Annotated in this window: 15 protein-coding genes; 4 read left to right on the forward strand and 11 right to left on the reverse strand. The window is 61.2% G+C overall.

Annotated elements, in window-relative coordinates:
- Nucleotides 1-23 precede the first annotated feature (23 nt).
- From PBDP_RS03435 to PBDP_RS03445, 3 genes are all read left to right on the forward strand, one after another.
- Complete coding sequence (locus PBDP_RS03435) at nt 24-833, forward strand: hypothetical protein (RefSeq protein WP_109752238.1); 810 nt, start codon at nt 24-26, stop codon at nt 831-833.
- A gap of 63 nt (nt 834-896) precedes the next feature.
- Nucleotides 897-1,601: a hypothetical protein gene (locus PBDP_RS03440; protein WP_212801816.1), complete on the forward strand. Its 705-nt coding sequence runs from the start codon at nt 897-899 to the stop codon at nt 1,599-1,601.
- The gene (locus PBDP_RS03445; RefSeq protein WP_249411834.1) at nt 1,598-2,278 is read left to right on the forward strand and encodes a hypothetical protein; all 681 of its coding nucleotides are present in this window, start codon (nt 1,598-1,600) and stop codon (nt 2,276-2,278) included. Before PBDP_RS03440 ends, PBDP_RS03445 begins: the two co-directional genes overlap by 4 nt.
- Before the next feature lie 37 nt (nt 2,279-2,315).
- Here the strand turns inward: PBDP_RS03445 and PBDP_RS03450 are convergent, their stop codons facing one another.
- From PBDP_RS03450 to prmA, 7 genes are all read right to left on the reverse strand, one after another.
- Entirely contained in the window at nt 2,316-5,093 is a 2,778-nt protein-coding gene (locus PBDP_RS03450; RefSeq protein ID WP_109752242.1) for a hybrid sensor histidine kinase/response regulator, read from the reverse strand.
- Nucleotides 5,094-5,192: 99 nt separating this feature from the next.
- Nucleotides 5,193-6,488 (reverse strand): phosphoribosylamine--glycine ligase, encoded by a 1,296-nt coding sequence (purD, locus tag PBDP_RS03455; RefSeq protein WP_109752243.1) that lies wholly within the window; start codon nt 6,486-6,488, stop codon nt 5,193-5,195.
- Nucleotides 6,489-6,609: 121 nt separating this feature from the next.
- Nucleotides 6,610-8,217 (reverse strand): bifunctional phosphoribosylaminoimidazolecarboxamide formyltransferase/IMP cyclohydrolase, encoded by a 1,608-nt coding sequence (gene purH, locus PBDP_RS03460; protein WP_212801817.1) that lies wholly within the window; start codon nt 8,215-8,217, stop codon nt 6,610-6,612.
- Nucleotides 8,218-8,300: 83 nt separating this feature from the next.
- Nucleotides 8,301-8,621 carry a DNA-binding transcriptional regulator Fis gene (gene fis, locus PBDP_RS03465; protein WP_003186237.1) on the reverse strand — a complete coding sequence of 107 codons (321 nt, stop codon included), beginning with the start codon at nt 8,619-8,621 and terminating at the stop codon, nt 8,301-8,303.
- Entirely contained in the window at nt 8,618-9,625 is a 1,008-nt protein-coding gene (gene dusB, locus PBDP_RS03470) for a tRNA dihydrouridine synthase DusB (RefSeq protein WP_109752247.1), read from the reverse strand. The genes fis and dusB overlap by 4 nt, the downstream gene beginning before the upstream one ends.
- A gap of 185 nt (nt 9,626-9,810) precedes the next feature.
- Nucleotides 9,811-11,037, reverse strand: coding sequence for a DUF3426 domain-containing protein (locus tag PBDP_RS03475; RefSeq protein ID WP_109752249.1), 1,227 nt, complete (start codon nt 11,035-11,037; stop codon nt 9,811-9,813).
- 30 nt (nt 11,038-11,067) lie between these two features.
- Complete coding sequence (prmA, locus tag PBDP_RS03480; RefSeq protein ID WP_109752251.1) at nt 11,068-11,946, reverse strand: 50S ribosomal protein L11 methyltransferase; 879 nt, start codon at nt 11,944-11,946, stop codon at nt 11,068-11,070.
- A gap of 193 nt (nt 11,947-12,139) precedes the next feature.
- Between prmA and PBDP_RS03485 the strand changes: the two genes are divergently transcribed.
- A complete protein-coding gene (locus tag PBDP_RS03485; protein WP_212801818.1) occupies nt 12,140-16,108 on the forward strand; it encodes a dermonecrotic toxin domain-containing protein in 3,969 nt (1,322 codons plus the stop codon).
- A gap of 83 nt (nt 16,109-16,191) precedes the next feature.
- Here PBDP_RS03485 and accC read toward each other — a convergent pair whose 3' ends face one another.
- The 4 genes from accC to PBDP_RS30215 form a co-directional block, all read right to left on the reverse strand.
- Complete coding sequence (gene accC, locus PBDP_RS03490) at nt 16,192-17,547, reverse strand: acetyl-CoA carboxylase biotin carboxylase subunit (protein WP_109752255.1); 1,356 nt, start codon at nt 17,545-17,547, stop codon at nt 16,192-16,194.
- Between the two features lie 17 nt (nt 17,548-17,564).
- Nucleotides 17,565-18,029, reverse strand: coding sequence for an acetyl-CoA carboxylase biotin carboxyl carrier protein (gene accB, locus PBDP_RS03495; protein WP_030138029.1), 465 nt, complete (start codon nt 18,027-18,029; stop codon nt 17,565-17,567).
- A 48-nt stretch (nt 18,030-18,077) separates the two neighbouring features.
- Entirely contained in the window at nt 18,078-18,530 is a 453-nt protein-coding gene (aroQ, locus tag PBDP_RS03500) for a type II 3-dehydroquinate dehydratase (RefSeq protein WP_109752257.1), read from the reverse strand.
- Between the two features lie 279 nt (nt 18,531-18,809).
- Nucleotides 18,810-19,358, reverse strand: coding sequence for a methyl-accepting chemotaxis protein (locus tag PBDP_RS30215; protein WP_502936868.1), 549 nt, complete (start codon nt 19,356-19,358; stop codon nt 18,810-18,812).
- Nucleotides 19,359-19,865 lie beyond the last annotated feature (507 nt).

The following is a 19,865-nucleotide window of genomic DNA, read 5'->3' on the forward strand; positions in this document are numbered from 1 at the left end:
TTAATTAAATAAGGAATATATCTATGAGTGTTAAGTTTGATTCGGTTTTAACCTTGGCTGATCGTCTTGATCGGCTGAATAGTTATGAAATCATGCCGGAAAATTTAGTTGTTTCTTCGCGCACTGTTGCAATCAATCCTGTCGGGTATAAAGCGGCTGTGGAAAAGCCGGATCGCGCTTCGATTGTCGGGGAAAGTATCCTGGCATTCGTCTCGGGAATGACTGAGCAAAATCAGGCGGATATCCAGCATTCCTATCTGTATGCATCGTTGGCGGCGAACAGGGCGTATCCACGGGAAGATCAAGGTAGAGAGTGGTATCAATTCTTTCTGCAAGTCATGCAAGACTGCGGCTGGACGATCCTGCAACGCTATTACGACACAGTCGCGGCGTCGGGCAGGAGCTTCAAGATGGATCAACTGGTGTTGAGGATCCTGGGTTCGGCCGTGGCTGCCGCCGCTGTTCCTGGGCCAACGTCGGCACTGATGCTTAAAGTGGCAGGTGACGCAATAGCTGCGCTGCAAAGCAGTGACAAGCCACTTCAACTCTTTGATCAAAATATCAGGGAGACCGGTGCGGGTGGTTTTGGTGTGGCGACCTGCCACGAAACCCCACACGGTGAAGTCATCATGGCATTGGGGGCCGTGCGTTTCATTAATCGGACGAATCAGACCAAAGTCCTGTTTGTGAATTGGGACAGCAGTTCGGTCGATTTGTATCGCGGCGAATGTCATATGACCATGGTGCCGTCAATTATTAATCGTACCCGAGCCACCATCATTGCAAGGTTGGGTGATCGTGCGCAGAAAAAGATCGAAGACTACGAGATTTAATCTCGTTTGATCTTTTGGCGACTACACAGTGGTCGCCATCCATTAGCGAATCAGGTAACTATAATGAGTGATCATTGTTCGGTTTTTATCAACGCCGGGGCTGTTGTCTTGTTATCAGCGGATATGCTGGAGCAGGAGAAGTGCGATGTAATGAATTCGGTATTGTTTGCGCAGCTGGTAGCCGACAAGAAGTATCCGGCTCTTACGTCACTGGATGAATGGTACGGGGCATATCGGGAAGTCTTACAGACGGGTTGGTTGCAGAAGGCGGTAGCGTGGGACAACTTTACACTCGATGCTTCTTCGACATGCACCATGATGACTTGGGTGGAAAAACGACTGGGTACATATGTTGACCAAACTAAAGTGACTGAATTCACGCGCCTGTTGAATCGTGTCGCTCAATTGCCCTGCACCTTGCCGGCCATTGAACGATTGTGCAAGCGGGTTCAAGGCACCAGATCCCCGGAGCCTGCGTGCAGGGTCAGGCTGCAAGTCATCCTGGCCCAGCGGGGGCCTGTGCTGAACAGTGTTTGCGTGGAGTTTGAGACTGGGCACATTACGACCAATCCTCTTGGGTCGCTTTTTTCCACCGGTCCTGTATCGGGTGATATTCAACTGCGCTGCTTCCAGGCGAACTTGTCCGATGCGCTCTATGCGCCCGTTCGCGATGCCATTATCAAGAAACTGGGGGATAAGGCCGCCAAGAACATCATCGATATTTCCGACGCGGTCGAGCCTGAGGTAACGGGGGCTGTGTCTTTATGAATGACATGGGGGGGCGATCGACCGATGGGCAGTTGCTTCGCCACAGCGGCACACCGGCGGCTGCCGTGGTGGGCGGGAGTATCGTGTCATTCGATGAGGGGCTGTCCTTCCAGGATCGGGAGGATATCTACCTGAGCAACCTGTACGCGCAATTGGCAACACGTTCGGCCTACAAGGACGGTTTGGTCGGCAACTGGTTCGACTATTACAAGAATAAACTCAGGTATCTGGGATGGGATTCGGCGCGTCCTGTCAGTGCCGGGCGGGCGGGGCAGGGATTGATGGTTGATAGCGTTTCGCGGCAAATATCCCGGTCATTCGATGAACGTTTTTCCCGGCAGGCGAGCCAGGCGTTAGGAACCCTGAGGCGTAATCCCGATGCGCTCGAGGTATTCGAAAGGACAAGCCTGCTGCGTGATAGGGGATTCTTCCAAGTGATTCCTTGCACGTCCAAGTCTTCTGGAAGAATAGAAATAGGCCTCTACCACAAGCAGTTCCGCACCCGCAGAACGGTCTCGAGATTTCTGTTCTGGCCGATAGAGGACGTGGTGGAAAGCAGCCAGGAGGAAATGGCGGTCATTACATTCAGCACGCTGCACTACGCGACGTTCAGAGAAAAAGTCGCCGCCGCGGTGATGAGCGAGACAGTCCGACATCTGCATGCGTTGGAACTTTGAACAGAGCGGCGGGGCCCGCTGACAGCCATGTCGCCGCCTAGGATGTGTGCGCCGCCGACCTGTTCTGCTGATCACGCTGGGCCACCCAGTGCTCGATCAGCTCGCGCAATTGCGACAGCTCCACCGGCTTGGCCATGTGCCCGTCCATTCCGGCCTGGCGGGCGCGTTCCTTGTGTTCGGCCAGGATATGCGCGGTGAGCGCCACGACGGGGGTGCGGGTCCGCTGGTTGCCCATTTCCCAGGCGCGCAATTGCTGGGTGGCGGAAAACCCGTCGAGGATCGGCATTTCACAGTCCATCAGAACCAGGTCGTAGCGTTGTTCCTTCATGGCCTTGAGGGCTTCTTCGCCGTTGCTGGCGGTGTCGGGTTGCAGGTTGAGCTTACCGAGCATGCCGCGAATGACCTTGGTGGAAATGCTGTTGTCCTCGGCCACCAGGATGCGGAAATCGCTCGGTACCTTCACCGGCATGGGCGGACCGGCATTCACCTGTACATTCGTCGCCTGGCCCCTGTTGCGCTGGTTCAGCTCATCCGCCAGGGTAGTCTTGAGGGTATAACCGGCCACCGGTTTGGCGAGGATGCGCTTGACTCCGCTGTTGCGCGCCACGATCTTGCTCGGTGCGTTGCTGATACCGGTGAGCATGATCAACAGGATGTCGTGGTTAAGGCTCGGGTCTTCCTTGATCTTGGCCGCCAGTTGCATGCCGGTCATGCCCGGCATGTTCTGGTCCAGCAGCACCACGTCGAAATAATCGCGCAGGTGGGCCTTGGTACGCAGCAGCGCCAGGGCTTCCTTGCCCGATGGCACCGCGCTGACATTCAGGCCCCAGGCGCTGCACTGTTGCACCAGCACTTTGCGGCAGGTGTCGTTGTCGTCGACGATCAACACGCGCGCTCCTTGCAGCGGGCCATCGAGGTCGGAAGTCGGATGTTCGAGGCGATCCGGGTCCAGGGGCAGGGTCAGCCATAAGGTACTGCCCTGGTTGCTGCCGCTTTTGATGCCGAATTCCCCGTGCATCAGGATGATCAACTGGCGGGCGATGACCAGGCCCAGGTTACCCCCCAGGCGCGTGGCCGAAAGGAAATTCTTGCTGTGCAGCTCGGCGTGCATCAGTGTGTCGCGCTCTTCAGCGTCCATCGGTGTCCCGCTGTCCTGCACGGCGATGCGCAGGCGCGGCTGATTGCTGCGCTCGTCGAGGGCGACGACGATCAGCACTTCGCCCTCGTCAGTCTTCTTCAGGGCGTTTTCCAACAGGCTCAGCAGCGCCTGGCGTAGCCGTGTCGGGTCACCACTGATCACTCGCGGCACCTGGGGCTGGATGAAACTGATCAGCTCGACATTCTGCTGTTCGGCCTTGGCGCGGAAGATACTCAGGCAATCCTCGATCAGTGCATTGAGGTCGAACTGCACGTCGTCCAGCTCGATTTGCCCGGATTCGAGCCGGGAAATGTCGAGGATCTCGTTGATCAGGGTCAGCAGTTCATTGCCGGCGCTGTGGATCGTCTGTACGTAGTCGCGCTGCTTGACCGACAACGGCGTGCCCAGCAGCAGCTCGGTCATGCCCAGCACGCCGTTCATCGGGGTGCGGATCTCGTGGCTGATCTTGGCCAGGAACTCGGCCTTGGCATTGATTTCGGCATTGCTCGCCGCCAGGTCGCGGCTGATGCTGAACCGGCTTTCGTTGATCGAGCGTTGGCGCTCGCCCAGGGCGACACTCATCAACAGGCCGCTGATGCAGATGAAGATCAACAGGGTGATGATCAAGCCCTGGGGAGGAACTTCCGTGAGCCCTTGCAGCGCCGGAAGGATGATCAGCGTGCCCAGGTTGAAGACCACCATGGCCGCGACGAACAGCCGGGCCGGGCGGTAGCCCTTTTGCCAGTGCCAGGCGCTGACGAACAGCATGCTCAGGCCGGCCAGGGCCACCAGGGTATAAGTCATGATGTTGAGCGGCAGCGTGTTGACGAACAACAGCAGCAGGCAGCACAGCATGACGAACACAATGTCCCCCAGCAGCAGCCGGTTCAATGGGTGCGGTCCCAGGGGAGCGAAGAAGCGGTAGGCGAACATCAGGCCGCAGGGCGCCGTCAGCAGCAAGGCCAGGTAGGCTCCTGGCGTCTGGACCGCAGGCCAGTCAGGCAACCAGGGCCCGGCCAGGTTCAGCAGCAACGCGAGGCTGAGCATCAGCAGCCCTTCACAGGCTGCCAGCCACAGGCAACTGCGTGAGCGAGTGTAGGCATAGCGGGTGAGGTTGTGCAGGATCAGCATGGCGATGCAGCCGAACAGCAACCCGTAGATCAGCGTCTGGTTCTGATCGGCCGCCGCCACGACCGCCGATTGCAAGGTCACGTAGGGGCGCAGTTCATGGCGCGAGGCCAGTCGCAGGTAGACGTCCAGTGATTTGTCGCTGCGCGGCAGGGGCAGCATGAAGTCGCTGCTGGGGACCGCGGGTTCGGTGTGCGGCGTGGCATTGCCGCTGACTTGTTGGTCAACCAGGGTGTCGCCGTCCAGCACATAGAGGTTCAGGCGTGACAGGTCGGGCGCGAAGATGCGCAGGATCTGTTCGTGTCTGTCGGGGGCCAGGCGGAAACGCAGCCACAATGCTCCGCCGGGCTCGGCGGCCTTGAGGCGATCCAGGTCGATGGGGCTGAATTGATTGGTGTAGCGGGCAGAACGGATGTCGCTCAGCGTCAGGTCGCCCTGTTCGTCGAGCAATACCGCCCAGCCACTGCCTGGCGCGGCCTGGGCCGGGAGCATGCAGAGCAGCGTCAGCAGGGTGACGGTAAGGCCTATGGCAATCCTGAGCCAGCGCACGGCGAAATCCCTTCGTAGGTTGATGCCAGATTATAACTATGCGCGGCGCCGGAACAGTCAGGCAAGGGTCGTAGACCCTTGCCTGGCTGAATGGCTGGGTTATTCCAGATTTTCGCCACGCTCGCGGGCAATGGCGCGGTAGCCAATGTCCTTGCGGTAGAAACAACCTTCCCAGTCGATCTCGGCGGCAAGCTTGTAGGCCTGCTGCTGAGCTTCGTCGACACTCGCGCCCATGGCGGTGGCGCAAAGCACACGACCGCCGGCGGTGACCACGTGTCCATCCTTCAACGCTGTGCCTGCATGGAAGACCTTGCCTTCCAGCCGGGCCGCGGCGTCCAGGCCCAAGATCGCGCTACCTTTGGCATAGTCGCCCGGGTAACCGCCGGCCGCCAATACGACACCGACGCTTGGGCGTGGATCCCACTGGGCTTCCACTTTGTCCAGTGCCTGGGCCAGTGCGGCCTCGACCAGCAGGACCAGGCTCGATTGCAGGCGCAGCATCACCGGCTGGGTCTCAGGATCGCCGAAACGGCAGTTGAATTCGATGACTTTTGGGTTACCAGCCTTGTCGATCATCAGGCCAGCATAGAGGAAACCGGTGTAGACATTACCTTCCTCGGCCATGCCGCGCACGGTCGGCCAGATCACCTGGTCCATGACCCGTTGGTGCACTTGGGCGGTCACCACCGGGGCCGGGGAGTAGGCGCCCATGCCACCGGTGTTCGGGCCGCTGTCGCCATCGCCGACGCGCTTGTGGTCCTGGCTGGTAGCCATTGGCAGGACGTTCTTGCCATCGACCATGACGATGAAGCTGGCTTCCTCGCCGTCGAGGAACTCTTCGATCACCACGCGCGAACCGGCGTCACCGAAGGCATTGCCGGCCAGCATGTCGCGCACGGCGTCTTCGGCTTCGGCCAGGGTCATGGCGACGATCACGCCTTTACCGGCCGCCAGGCCGTCGGCCTTGATCACGATCGGTGCGCCTTTCTCGCGCAGGTAGGCCAGGGCCGGTTCGATTTCGGTGAAGTTCTGGTAGTCGGCGGTCGGGATCTTGTGACGCGCCAGGAAGTCCTTGGTGAACGCTTTCGAGCCTTCCAGTTGCGCGGCACCGGCGGTCGGACCGAAGCAGTCCAGGCCACGGGAGCGGAACAGATCGACCACGCCGGCGACCAGTGGCACTTCCGGGCCGACGATGGTCAGCGAGACGTTTTTCTCGGCGAAATCGGCCAGTTGTTCCAGGGCCAGCACGTCGATGGCGACGTTTTCACACTTGGCTTCAATGGCGGTGCCGGCATTGCCCGGTGCCACGAAGACCTTCTGCACACGCGGATCCTGAGCCACTTTCCAGGCCAGGGCGTGTTCGCGGCCACCGCTGCCAATGATCAAAACATTCATTTCAAAAACCTCGGATGACGCTGATTCTGTTGAGCACCACAGAGATGCTTTTCTGTGGGAGCGAGTCTGTGTGGGGGCAAGGCTTGCTCCCACACAAATCCAGCTCCCACATTGATCGATGTTAGTGACGGAAGTGACGCATGCCAGTAAAGACCATGGCGATGCCAGCCTCGTCGGCCGCAGCAATCACTTCAGCGTCACGCATCGAACCACCCGGCTGGATCACCGCGGTGATGCCGACCTTGGCCGCATTGTCGATGCCGTCGCGGAACGGGAAGAACGCATCGGAGGCCATGACCGCGCCTTGTACCTGCAAACCGGCGTGCTCGGCCTTGATGGCGGCGATGCGGGCCGAGTTCACGCGGCTCATCTGGCCGGCGCCAACGCCGATGGTCTGGCGGTTCTTGGCGTAGACGATGGCATTGGACTTGACGTACTTGGCGACTTTCCAGGCGAAGATCAGGTCGTTGATTTCCTGCTCGCTCGGGGCGCGCTTGGTCACCACTTTCAGGTCTTCGCTGCCGATCATGCCGATGTCGCGGCTCTGGACCAGCAGGCCGCCGTTGACGCGCTTGTAGTCCCAGGCCGGCGCACGGTCGGCCGACCATTGGCCGCAAGCCAGCAGGCGCACATTGGCCTTGGCGGCGACGATGGCGCGGGCTTCTTCGCTGACCGAAGGGGCGATGATCACTTCGACGAACTGGCGCTCGACGATGGCCTTGGCGGTCGCGGCGTCCAGTTCACGGTTGAAGGCGATGATGCCGCCGAAGGCCGACTCGGTGTCGGTGGCGTAGGCCAGTTCGTAGGCCTGGCGGATGCCGCCCTCGGCGTCCGGGCTCACGGCCACGCCGCACGGGTTGGCGTGCTTGACGATCACGCAGGCCGGCTTGACGAAGCTCTTCACGCACTCCAGCGCGGCGTCGGTGTCGGCCACGTTGTTGAACGACAGTTCCTTGCCTTGCAGTTGGGTGGCGGTGGCAATGCCGACTTCGGCTGGCTTGGCTTCCACGTAGAACGCCGCGCTCTGGTGCGGGTTCTCACCGTAGCGCATTTCCTGGGCCTTGATGAACTGGGTGTTGAAGGTGCGTGGGAATTCACTGCGGCCTTCTGTGCTCAGGGTTTCAGCGGCCTGGTTCACGGTGCCCATGTAGTTGGCGATCATGCCGTCGTAGGCGGCGGTGTGTTCGAAGGCCTTGAGCATCAGGTCGAAACGCTGAGCATAGGTCAGGCCACCGGCCTTGAGGTTTTCCAGCACGCCGGCGTAGTCGCTGGCGTTGACCACGATGGCCACGTCCTTGTGGTTCTTGGCTGCCGAGCGGACCATGGTCGGGCCACCGATGTCGATGTTTTCGATGGCGGTCGGCAGGTCGCAACCAGGCTTGCTGATGGTGGCTTCGAACGGGTAGAGGTTGACGGCCACCAGGTCGATCGGCTTGATGCCGTGTTCGTTCATGATTGCATCGTCGATGCCGCGACGACCGAGGATCCCGCCATGGATTTTCGGGTGCAGGGTCTTGACCCGACCGTCCATCATTTCCGCAAAACCGGTGTAGTCCGCGACTTCCACTGCGGCAACGCCATTGTCCTGCAGCAGCTTGAAGGTCCCGCCGGTGGAGAGAATCTCGACGCCCAGCTGTTGCAGCTCGCGGGCGAATTCGAGGATCCCGGTCTTGTCGGAGACGCTGATCAAGGCGCGGCGGATCGGCAGGCGGGTGGTCTGGTCGGTCATTTCAATTTCCATCAAAAGCAAGGGAAGTCAGCAAAAAAGGCGACCGTTTTTTACACGGGCGCCTTTCTGGTTTGATTGAATGCTTACAGCAGATCGTACTGCTTGAGTTTCTTGCGCAGGGTGCCGCGGTTCAGGCCCAGCAGCTCACTGGCTTTGGTCTGGTTGCCCTTGACGTAGTTCATCACGCTTTCGAGCAAAGGCGCCTCGACTTCGGAAAGCACCAGGTTGTACACATCCGTGACGGCAGCGCCCTCAAGGTGGGCGAAATAATTGTGCAGCGCCTTCTCGACACTCCCGCGAAGGGTCTGGCCTTCTTCGCTGGGCGTATTGAGGTGCTGTTTCAAATTCACGTTGTCGCTCACGGGTGTTGTTCCACTCACTAAAGTCTCGGTCATCATCGTCATGCGGCCACCCCTTCGTCCCCTGTCAGGCTCTTGTAACGCTCAGCGAAGAACGCCTGAACGTCGGCGCATTGTGCTTGCGTACCATCCAAACGATTGAAACGGGCGCGAAACTCCCTGGCGCCCGGCAGGGTTGCGAGATACCAGCCCACATGCTTGCGAGCGATGCGTACGCCCATGACTTCTCCGTAGAAGGCATGGAGCGCGGCCAGATGCTCTAGCAGAATACGTTCCACCTCGGCCAACTGCGGCGCCGCGAGCTTTTCCCCGGTGCGCAGGTAGTGTTCGATCTCACGAAAAATCCATGGCCGCCCTTGGGCGGCCCGACCGATCAACAGGCCATCGGCACCGGTCGCGTCCAGCACGTACCGGGCCTTCTCGGGCGAGTCGACGTCGCCATTGGCAAAGACCGGAATCGACACCGCCTGCTTGATCGCGGCGATGGTGTCGTACTCGGCCTCGCCCGTATACAGGTCGGCACGGGTGCGGCCGTGGACCGCCAGCGCCGTGATGCCTGCCTGTTCGGCGATCTTCGCCACCGTCAGGCCGTTCTTGTTCTCCCGGTCCCATCCGGTGCGAATCTTCAGGGTCACCGGCACATCGACTGCGGCGACGACCGCCTGCAGGATCTCGGTGACCAGGGCTTCATCCTTCAACAGTGCCGAGCCTGCGGCCTTGTTGCAGACCTTCTTTGCCGGGCAGCCCATGTTGATATCGATGATCTGCGCGCCCAACGCCACATTGGCCCGGGCTGCCTCCGCCAGCATCTGTGCATCGCCACCGGCGATCTGTACCGAGCGCGGCTCGGGATCGCCTTCGTGGATCATGCGCAGACGCGATTTGCGGGTGTTCCACAAACTCATGTCGCTGGTGACCATTTCCGAAACCACAAGACCTGCGCCCAAGCGTTTGCACAGCTGACGAAAGGGCTGGTCGGTGACGCCCGCCATAGGGGCGAGAACCAGGCCGTTCTGCAATGTATATGGGCCGATGCGTACCGCCGACATAGGACTTCCCTGAAGTGGGGCCGGATCATGAGAGTTCGAAAAAGGGTTGGCATGATACCCGCTCTCGATGACTGGATAAAGGTCGAATTGGATAAAATCTGAACAGCTATTTTGTTATCGCCAGCGGTTTGGTCTGGGTGGGGTGAGTCAGAAAGCTGCCGTCAATCGACCGACCCGCGCCGGCTTCATTCGGGAGAATGGAAGCTCAGGCTGTAGTTCACCGCTTTGGGACCAGGGTCCAGGATATCCAGCGCGATGTGGATGGGCGTCTGCGGCGGCATTTCGCCGCGCCCCTCGAGATCGCCACCCAGGTATTCCCCTGGCTTGAAGCGGCGACTGGCGATCAGGTGCCCGTTGAGGTCGGCAAAACGCAGTTCCAGCAGCGGAAAAGGCTGGGAGAAGGGCGCACGGTTATAGATGATCGCGTCCACCACCAGGGCGCCGCTGAATTCCGGATGGCTGCGCACCACCAGGTTGCTGCTCTTGATCTTGGCGATGTCGACCTTGGATGGCACGTCGCAACCGATGGTCGGACAGATTTGCAGGAACCATGGGCGGTACTGGTCCTGGCGGGCCAACTCCTCGAAATGGTAGGCAATGTACTGACCGCCCAGGGCCGCGGCGGCGAGCAGCACCAACAGGCCCCACAGCAGGCGGCGGCCCCAGGGCGAGCGGCGTTTGCGCCAATCCAGTTGCAGTGGGTCGTCGTCCAGGTCGTGGAGCGCCTCGGCACGTATCCCGGGTTCCTGGCGTTCGCGTGACTTGCGCAACGGTGCCGGTTGCTCGGGTTCGTCGTCGTGGTCGTCGGTGGCGGACAGGCGCTCGAGGTGTTCGTCGGGCTCGTCGTCTGGCGCCAGGTGGAGCGGGGCGACAGGTTCGTCGTCCGGTTCCAGTGGTTCAAGGGCCAGGGACAAGGACGGCTCGGTACGCGGTGGTCGCACCGGTTCGTGGGGTTCGAACGGTTCGAACGGGGTATCGAGGACAGTTTCGACGCGCTCGCTCGGGGTTTCGCTGTACAGGCTGTCGGGCCAGGCTTGCTGCTCGCTGGAGAGCGAGTCGCGTTGCGCGCTCAGGTTGTCTTCCCGGCGCCGGCCGGTATTTCCCGGGGCGCGATTGTCGCGTCGTTCCAGGCGCGCCAGTTCCTTGTCCAGGTCATCCAGATCCAGCTCGGCGGCGCTCCATTGTTTCTGGCTGATCGCCCGGGGCGGGGCTTCGACGGCAGGCTTGGCGGGCGGCGCGACGGCAGGAGCCGCTTGCTTGGCAGTGCGTTGTTCCAGCAACTGTCGTGCGGCATTGAATACCTGCAGGCACGAGCCGCAACGAACCACCCCGCGGGCCACGCTCAATTGAGCATGGCTGACGCGAAAACGGGTGTGGCAATGCGGGCACTGGGTGACGAAGCTGTCAGTCATGCGGCAATCCGGTGGATACAGGCGGTCATTCTAGCGCCGACGTCCGGTGATGCGCACCCAGCCATCGCGATTGGCGATCGGGTCCAGGTCAAAGTCCGCGGCATAAGCGCCAGCGACTTCTTCGCCCTGTTCGGCGAGGATGCCCGACAGCGCCAGGCGTCCGCCCGGCTTGACCAGGCTCGACAGCTGCGGCGCCAGGGACACCAGTGGGCCGGCCAGGATGTTGGCAACCAATACGTCAGCCTGGACCGCTGGCAAGTCTTGCGGCAGGTACAGCGGGAACTGCGCCTCGGCAATATTGTTGCGTCCGGCGTTGTCGCGGGAGGCTTCCAGGGCCTGGACGTCGATGTCGGTGCCGATCGCTTCCCTGGCGCCCAGCAGGAGCGCGGCAATCGCCAGGATCCCCGAGCCACAGCCGAAGTCGAGCACGTCGCAGCCCTTGAGGTCCTGGCCGTCGAGCCATTCCAGGCACAGTGCGGTGGTCGGGTGTGTGCCGGTGCCGAACGCCAGGCCCGGGTCCAGCAGCAGGTTGACCGCGTCCGGCTCCGGTGCGGCGTGCCAGCTCGGAACGATCCACAGGCGCTGGCCGAAACGCATCGGCTGGAAGTTGTCCATCCAGCTGCGTTCCCAATCCTGGTCCTCGATCACTTCGCTGTGATGCTCGGGCAGCGGGCTGCCGGTGAGCAGTTCGAGGTGGGCCAGCACGCTGGCCGCTTCGGTACCGCCTTCGAACAGGGCCAGCAGGTGGGTGTGGGACCACAGCGGGGTGGTATTGAGCTCTGGCTCGAAGATCGGCTGGTCTTCGGCGTCCATGAAGGTTACCGATACGGCGCCTACTTCAAGAAACGCGTCTTCGTAGGTTTCGGCTTGTTCCGGGCTGATGGCCAGACGTACTTGCAGCCAAGGCATGGCGGGCACCTTTGGAAAAAATCTACAGGGGGACAGCACGGGGCTGCAAAGGCGCGCAGTGTACGCCAGGTCGCCGTCAAAGTGGATAAGCGAGTCATGCGCCGTCCAGCTTGGTGTTTCGATATATATATGTATGACATGGAGGAACTGGCGGGCAGATAAGGTGCGGGTCCACACAACAGGGAGGAATGTGATGGATAACACGGTCGAGCGACAAAGAAACGTGAGCGGCAGGGGGCCGATATCTTCCCCGCAGGCGGCAACGGCACAAGCGGTCCTGGAAACACTGACTCGCTGGCAGGCAGTCATCGACCCTCGACTGCAAGCCCAGATGAGCGTGCTGGAGGTGCTGGAGGAGTATCTGCTGGTCGAACTGCGCACCCATTATTACCAAGACAACATCGATCCGCACTTCATCGGCACCCTGCTCGATACGGTGTTGCAACGCATGATCGACCAGCAGCCGGTCATGCCCGACGAAGAGCAGGACGCACCTTACCGTTGGCCGGACGCGGCTGATCGAGGGATGCCGGTCGAGCGCCAGGAGGTCATCGCCCAGGTGGTGGAAAGCAGCGCTTCGGGTTTTATCAGCCACTACCGGGCCTATCTGCAACGGCATTGGGCAATGGCCGAGGGCGAAGCCGCTTTGATGGAGTTGATCGAGCAACGGCTCGAAGGTCACATGGCCGACGTCGTCATGATTTTCCAACCGGACGGACTGGCAGGCCTGGACGTTGATGAGCTACGGGGCCAGCTTGAAGAGCTCCAGGAGGGCTGGCGTCGGATGAGCGAGCCGGTCGCGTTGGCGAGCGCGTCGCAGCGTCAGAGTCTGCAAGCGCTCGCGCGTTCGCAGCTGCCTGACTGGTTGCGGGGGCTGGGCGAAGCTGACCGTAGGCAACTTGAGCTTTGCCAGGACCAGACCTTCCAGGCGCAGGTGCTGGTGGACGGGTTGCTTGAGGGCTTGGGGTCGTTGCGGGCGTTCGCTCGGCAGTTGGTCAAGGACTATGTCAGGCATGAGTTGGACATGGAGGTCGAACCTGACAGCATTCGGGTGCAATTGCAGTGGCGAAGTGTGATGGGCCAGCCAGTGCGCACCCATAGCCTGAGTGAGTTGCTGGCGGCCGGTCCGATCAGGCCGGACGCTGTTTCGGTGTTCCTGGTGGAAAACGGCGCAATGCTGCGCAACCAGCCGCTTACACCAGCATTCATGAGCCAAATGCTGGCGCAGGTCGATGCCCCGGCCGGGTACTTGCGGGCACTGGTGGACCGGTATGGCCGGAGCGATCTGAAAGACGCCATGCTCGATTGGTTCACGGCACGGTTGCAGCAAAGCGCATTCATTGCCCGCTGTGCAGGTCACCTGAAGCAGGCGAACCATGAGGCGGTCAAAGCCTTGTGGGAGAGCGAGGCCTCGGCGCAGGCCGCCAGCGTTTGGCGGGTCAGCTGCGTGGTGCTTGCGAACGCTATGCGCTGTGCCGATTTTCTCTTGTTCTATCGCCAGGACCTGCAAGGTGACCTGCTGCTGTATGCCCCCGACAAGCCGGATGGGCAGGAGTGGATCGAGTTGCCCTCGTTATGGGCCGTCAGCGTGGAGATGGGCGCATGGACCCGTAGCGAAGTCGGTCGCGAGTACTTGCTGCAGCGCCTCTTTCCAGTCGAACGGAGCGGGGCGCGGGAGTACTTTGCCAGCGTGGTGGACAAGCCGACGACTTGGGATTCGAGCAAGGATCCCCGGGGGGCGGTGAGCGGTTTCAGGGCTTGCCTGGAAGACCTCGTTGCGATGGGCCTGAACAACAATCTGGCACAGGTGGCGGCGGACGAATCGCCTCGCTGGTACGCCGCCTTGCCGCTTGATTCCCGGCGAAACATCAGCAGTCTGAGCCAGGAGCTCCTGGTTCATCAGGAGGTGCTCAGCCAGCAGATGGCAGGCTACGAAGCCTTTGTGGATTTCGCCAAGCGTATCGTCACGCAAGCCATTGCCCCTTATATGCGCAGCAAAGGTGTGCAGGGGCCCGTCGATCCCGAAACGGTGCTCATCGACTACAACCCGGGGTTGGCCGATGGCAAGACGAACGTCTCCAGCCTGCTGGAGCTGGCCATCTACGGCTATGACGACAACTCGGGCATCGACAATCCGCGAAAAGGCGTACGTTCATCGGTGGGGCAGGATCTGAGGCAGGTCCGCAGTGCGGAGCTGGCGTCCTATCTTCGGCGGGCGTACGTGGGTGAGCAGTATGCGCGGCAGATCCGTGCCCGGTTCCTCGACGCCCGTGCCGCTGATTACATCTTGCGTCGCACCGCCTACCGTAACCTGGTGCTGACCCGGATGGACCGTGACCTGCGTGTCGCAACGGGTCAGTTCCAGTTGAGCGCGAACGAATTCTGGTGGCTCACTCGACAAGTCACCCTCCTGAGTGAAGCGGTGCCGGTGGTCGGCCCGGTGTATTCGGGGGCTGTCGTCCAGCGTGAGGGGGTGATCAGGTTTTCCGTCGGCGGTCATGTCGTGATGGGCGTCTACGTCTTCACCTACTTCGATCCGAAGGGCTCGTCTTGGCTGTATACGCCTGACGCTCCGGACGGTGTCACGTTTCGCCCGTACCGGGACTTTACCGGGAAAGTCGTCGCGCGCCTGCATGACTACGTGCTGGAGCGGGTCGGACTCGGCGCCCGTACGGCGGTCAGGCGTTCACTGGTGGCTCTGGCGGCGGCGAGCATCGGCGTCGATACGTTGCGCGAGTTCAATCGAGTGAGCGATATCCAGGCAGAGTTCGATGCTTGCATCGAGCGGGCTGTCACCGATGTGGAAGACATCACCCAGAGCCGTGCCGAAGTGATCAGGCGACAGGTCATCAAGGGGCTGCTGTTTGCATCGGCACCGGTGTGCCTGGTCTACCCGCCCTTTGCTCTGTTGCTGGATGCGGCCGTGATCGCCGTCAGTGTCAAGCAGGCTGCGCAGGCGCATGGGCAGGGGGACACGGATCGCGCGCTGGGCCACTGGTTGATGGCCTCCTGGGGGGTACTGTTCGCCGCGCTGGGAGCAGGAACCATTGCTTCGTTACTGGGGCCGGCGGCCAGAAGCCTGAAGCTTGTCGTGAAGTCCATGTCCTTGTCCGGGCAGCGCTTGAAACGCATGACGCCGCTGATTGCCAAGGAAGCCGGACCGATCGTCCAACCCATACGCTTCAAGCCGAAACAGGCGGTCAGCAAAACCCCCGAGAATCTGGAGCGGGTGACCGAGGAGGGCATTTACCAGGGGACTTATCGCAGCCCATCCAGTGCATCGCAGCCGCTCAATACATATTTCATACGCAGCAGGGGCAAGTACTACCAGGTGAAGGAAGATTCTCGTTTCGGCGGCTTGTGCCTGGTGGACGCCAGTCGCCCCGGCGCTCTGTACAACCTGCCCATCCGCAGAATGGGAAATGGTCAGTGGGCGCACAACTCAGTCGGCTTGAAGGGGGGCAATGAGCAAACGCTTGTCCTTGGGCGAGTGAGCGATCTGCGGGAGGCGTTTCCCAACCATGTCTTCCCGGATGTATCGAGGGGCGCGTTGCAAGGCGAGGCCGTGGTGGCAAGGTTCAGCGAGGCGGCGGCGGACAACTATCTGTTCTCGCTGAACGCGCAGACCTGTGTGATCGCTTCGTTGTACAACCCGACCACCCGGGTGGGGGCGGTGATTCATTTCGATCACAATATCCGCGCGCTCATCGAACGCAGTGTTCGCGACGTGATGCAACGCCTGGGGGGATCGGGCAAAGACATCCGCGCCACGCTGGTGGGGGGGGACTGGTTGACGGGGGTCGACATTGGCGGGCGAGTCCGCTCGGCGATGAGACGCCAGGGTTTGCAGCCCACCTGGGATCACTGGTCGTACTCTTCCTGCTTCGGCAATACCTACGGCGTGTCACTGGAGCTGCGCAGTGGTGTCACTACGGTCTTCAAGACCTCACGCAGTCAAGTCGAGCGCTACTACATACCGGTGCTGGCGAGGGCGAAAAAGAGCACCGATCCCGTATCAGTACGTGCCCGTGGGTTCATGACGCGCTTGCGCAGCGAACCGTTGGTAGCCACTGCCAGCGGGGCCATCCGTACTCCGCAGGGCAGGGTCGCGACAGCGTCGCAGATCGAAGCGCAGGCGTTGCCTACGGTGGTGCTGAGCTGATTGGGTTCGCCGCCATCCCGCAAGGCCGGCAAAAAAAAGACCCCGGCCAATGGACCGGGGTCTTTTCTACATCACTTGAAGCATCAGTGCTGGTTGCCCAGCTTGTGTTCCAGGTAATGGATGTTGACGCCGCCTTTGCAGAAGCCTTCGTCACGTACGAGGTCGCGGTGCAGCGGGATGTTGGTCTTGATCCCGTCTACCACGATTTCGTCCAGGGCATTGCGCATGCGCGCCATGGCTTCGTCACGGGTCGCGCCGTAGGTGATCAGCTTGCCGATCAACGAGTCGTAGTTCGGTGGAACGGCATAACCGCTGTACAGGTGCGAGTCGACGCGAACGCCATTGCCGCCCGGGGCATGGAAGTGCTTGACCGTACCTGGGCTTGGCATGAAGGTTTTCGGGTCTTCGGCGTTGATCCGGCATTCCAGCGCGTGACCGCGGATGACCACGTCATCCTGGGTGAACGACAGCTTGTTGCCGGCGGCGATGCTGAGCATCTCCTTGACGATGTCGATACCGGTGACCATTTCCGAGACCGGGTGCTCCACCTGAACACGGGTGTTCATTTCGATGAAGTAGAAACGACCGTTCTCGTAGAGGAACTCGAAGGTACCGGCGCCGCGATAGCCAATGTCGATACAGGCCTTGACGCAACGTGCCAGGACTTCTTCGCGAGCCTGCTCGTCGATGCCCGGTGCCGGCGCTTCTTCGAGCACTTTCTGGTGACGGCGTTGCAGCGAGCAATCGCGGTCGCCCAGGTGGATCGCATGGCCCTGGCCGTCGGACAGTACCTGGACTTCGACGTGACGTGGGTTGGTCAGGAATTTTTCCAGGTAGACCATCGGGTTGCCGAACGCCGCGCCAGCTTCGGAGCGGGTCAGTTTCGCCGAGGAAATCAGGTCTTCTTCCTTGTGTACCACGCGCATGCCGCGACCACCGCCGCCGCCAGCGGCCTTGATGATCACCGGATAACCGACTTCGCGACCGATGCGCAGAGCGGTTTCTTCGTCTTCAGGCAGTGGGCCGTCGGAACCCGGAACGGTTGGAACGCCGGCGGCGATCATGGCGTGTTTGGCCGATACCTTGTCGCCCATCAGGCGGATGGTTTCGGCTTTCGGGCCAATGAAGGCGAAACCGGAATTTTCGACCTGTTCGGCGAAGTCGGCGTTTTCCGCCAGGAAGCCGTAGCCAGGGTGAATGGCGGTGGCGCCGGTCACTTCGGCAGCGGCGATGATCGCCGGGATGTGCAGGTAGGAGTGCGCAGCCGACGCCGGACCGATGCAGACGGATTCGTCCGCCAGGCCCAGGTGCATCAGTTCTTTGTCGGCCTTGGAGTAAACGGCGACGGTCTTGATGCCCATCTCTTTGCAGGCACGCAGAATCCGCAGGGCGATCTCACCGCGGTTAGCGATCAGAACTTTTTCCAACTTCGCAGTCATCAAAGGCTCTCCGCGGTTCAAACGATGGTGAACAGCGGTTGGTCGTACTCAACCGGCTGGCCGTCTTCGACGAGGATGGATTCGATCACACCGCTGGTTTCAGCTTCGATGTGGTTCATCATCTTCATGGCTTCGACGATGCACAGGGTGTCGCCTTTCTTCACGGTCTGGCCGACTTCAACGAAGGACGGCGAGGATGGCGAAGACTTGCGATAGAACGTGCCCACCATTGGCGAACGGGCGACAGTGCCGTTGAGCGCTGGTGCCGCAGGTGCGGCTGGCGCTGCGGCGGCAACCGGGGCGGCGGCTGGAGCGGGCGCGGCGGCCGGAGCCTGCATTGGGGCCGGTGCATAGAACTGCTGGGCCGGGGTCTTGCTGTGGCGGCTGATGCGTACGGACTCTTCGCCTTCCTTGATCTCAAGCTCGTCGATGCCGGACTCTTCCAGCAATTCGATCAATTTCTTAACTTTACGGATATCCATGAATCATCAACTCCCAAGGGTCGGTCAGGGGCGTTTAACGCTTGTTGTTCAAGCTGTTGCCGGTCTTTCAAGCTGCTCTAGGGCGGCCTCCAGGGCCAGTCGGTAACCACTGGCGCCGAGGCCGCAAATCACTCCCACTGCTACATCGGAGAAGTAGGAGTGATGACGGAAAGGTTCGCGTTTGTGCACGTTGGACAAATGCACTTCGATGAATGGGATGCTCACCGCCAGCAGCGCGTCACGTAATGCGACACTTGTGTGTGTAAAAGCTGCTGGATTGATCAAGATGAAATCCACGCCTTCGCCACGGGCGGCATGGATACGGTCGATCAATTCATATTCGGCGTTGCTTTGCAGATAGAGCAAATGGTGGCCGGCGTTGCGGGCCCGCTGCTCAAGGTCCTGGTTGATCTGGGCCAGTGTCACGGCCCCGTAGACGCCCGGTTCACGGGTGCCCAGCAGGTTCAGGTTGGGTCCATGCAGGACCAATAGGGTCGCCATCTGCTGTTCCTTGTTATCTGTGAGCAGGTATCAGAACCTGGCGACTATGCCGCAAAGCCTTAATGACTGTCCAGTTCTCGGCAATAGCCAGCACGATGACCGATGTTTACGCGAAATTTGTGACCATCCTCCAAAATCCGGTCATCCCCGGTTTCGCCAGCCTGTCCTGAGCCCTGTGGGAGCGAGCCTGCTCACGAAGACGGCGGCACATTCAATATCGATGCACGCTGACCCACCGCAATCGCGAGCAGGCTCGCTCCCACAATGGATCTGTGCTGCTTAAACCCGAAACGCCTGCACCGCCGTGTGCAGCCGCCCGCCCAGCACCAGCAGGTTATCGCCCTGTTCCCGCCCTTGGCCGATGCGTAGCAGATTATCGCCACCCAATAGATGAATCCGCTCACTGTGATCGCGGATTTCGCTGACGGCGCCGCTTTGTTGGGCGGTGACGTCGGCGATACGTACCGCCGTGGCGGAGATGGTCTGGATGGCGCCGACGATTTCGTCCAGCGCGCCGTCGGCCGCCTGCGCCTGGTTGGCGGTGGCTTCGGCGTGTTCGACCTGGGCGCGCATGCCGTCCACCGATTGGCGCGCGGCCAGTTGCAAGCGGGCGATCAGCGTCTGGATTTCGGCGGTGGCGCCGGCCGTGCGTTGGGCCAGGGAGCGGACCTCCTCGGCCACTACCGCGAAGCCTCGGCCCATTTCCCCGGCGCGGGCCGCTTCGATGGCGGCGTTGAGGGCCAGCAGGTTGGTCTGGTCGGCAATCGAGCGAATCACCGTCAGCACGCCGCCGATGGTGGCCGATTCCTCGGCCAGTTGTTCGATCATCTGCGCGTTGTCCTGCACTTCCCCCACCAGTGCGTGCAGGCCCGTGAGGCTCAGGCCGATGACTTTCTGCCCTTGTTCCACCGCCTGCCCGGCATTGCGGCTGGCATCCGCGGCCTGGCTGGCATCGCCGGCCACTTGCTGGATCGTCGCTTCCAGTTCGCTGAGGGAATCACGGATCAGCGCCGTGTCGCCGGCCTGATCCTCGGCGCCGCTGTGTAGCTCGCCGCTCAACTCGGCCAGGGCCCGGCTGCTGCCGGCGACCTGTTCGGCGTTGACGCGGATGGTGCCCACCAGGTCCACCAGATAAGCGCGCAGACGATTGAGCGACGCTTCGATGTCTTGCAACTCGCGATTGCTGGCGCCGACATGGATATCGCGGCTGAAATCCCCTTCGGCCCAGGTCGACAGGGCCGGAGCGAGGTGCGTCAAGGTGCGGGCCAGGCGTCGCTGCAAGGTGTCGATGAGCAGCGCGATCAGCAGGATCAAGCCAATCATCACCCCTTGGAT

The sequence above is a fragment of the Pseudomonas sp. St290 genome (genome assembly GCF_018325805.1).
Taxonomy (GTDB): Bacteria; Pseudomonadota; Gammaproteobacteria; order Pseudomonadales; family Pseudomonadaceae; genus Aquipseudomonas; species Aquipseudomonas bijieensis.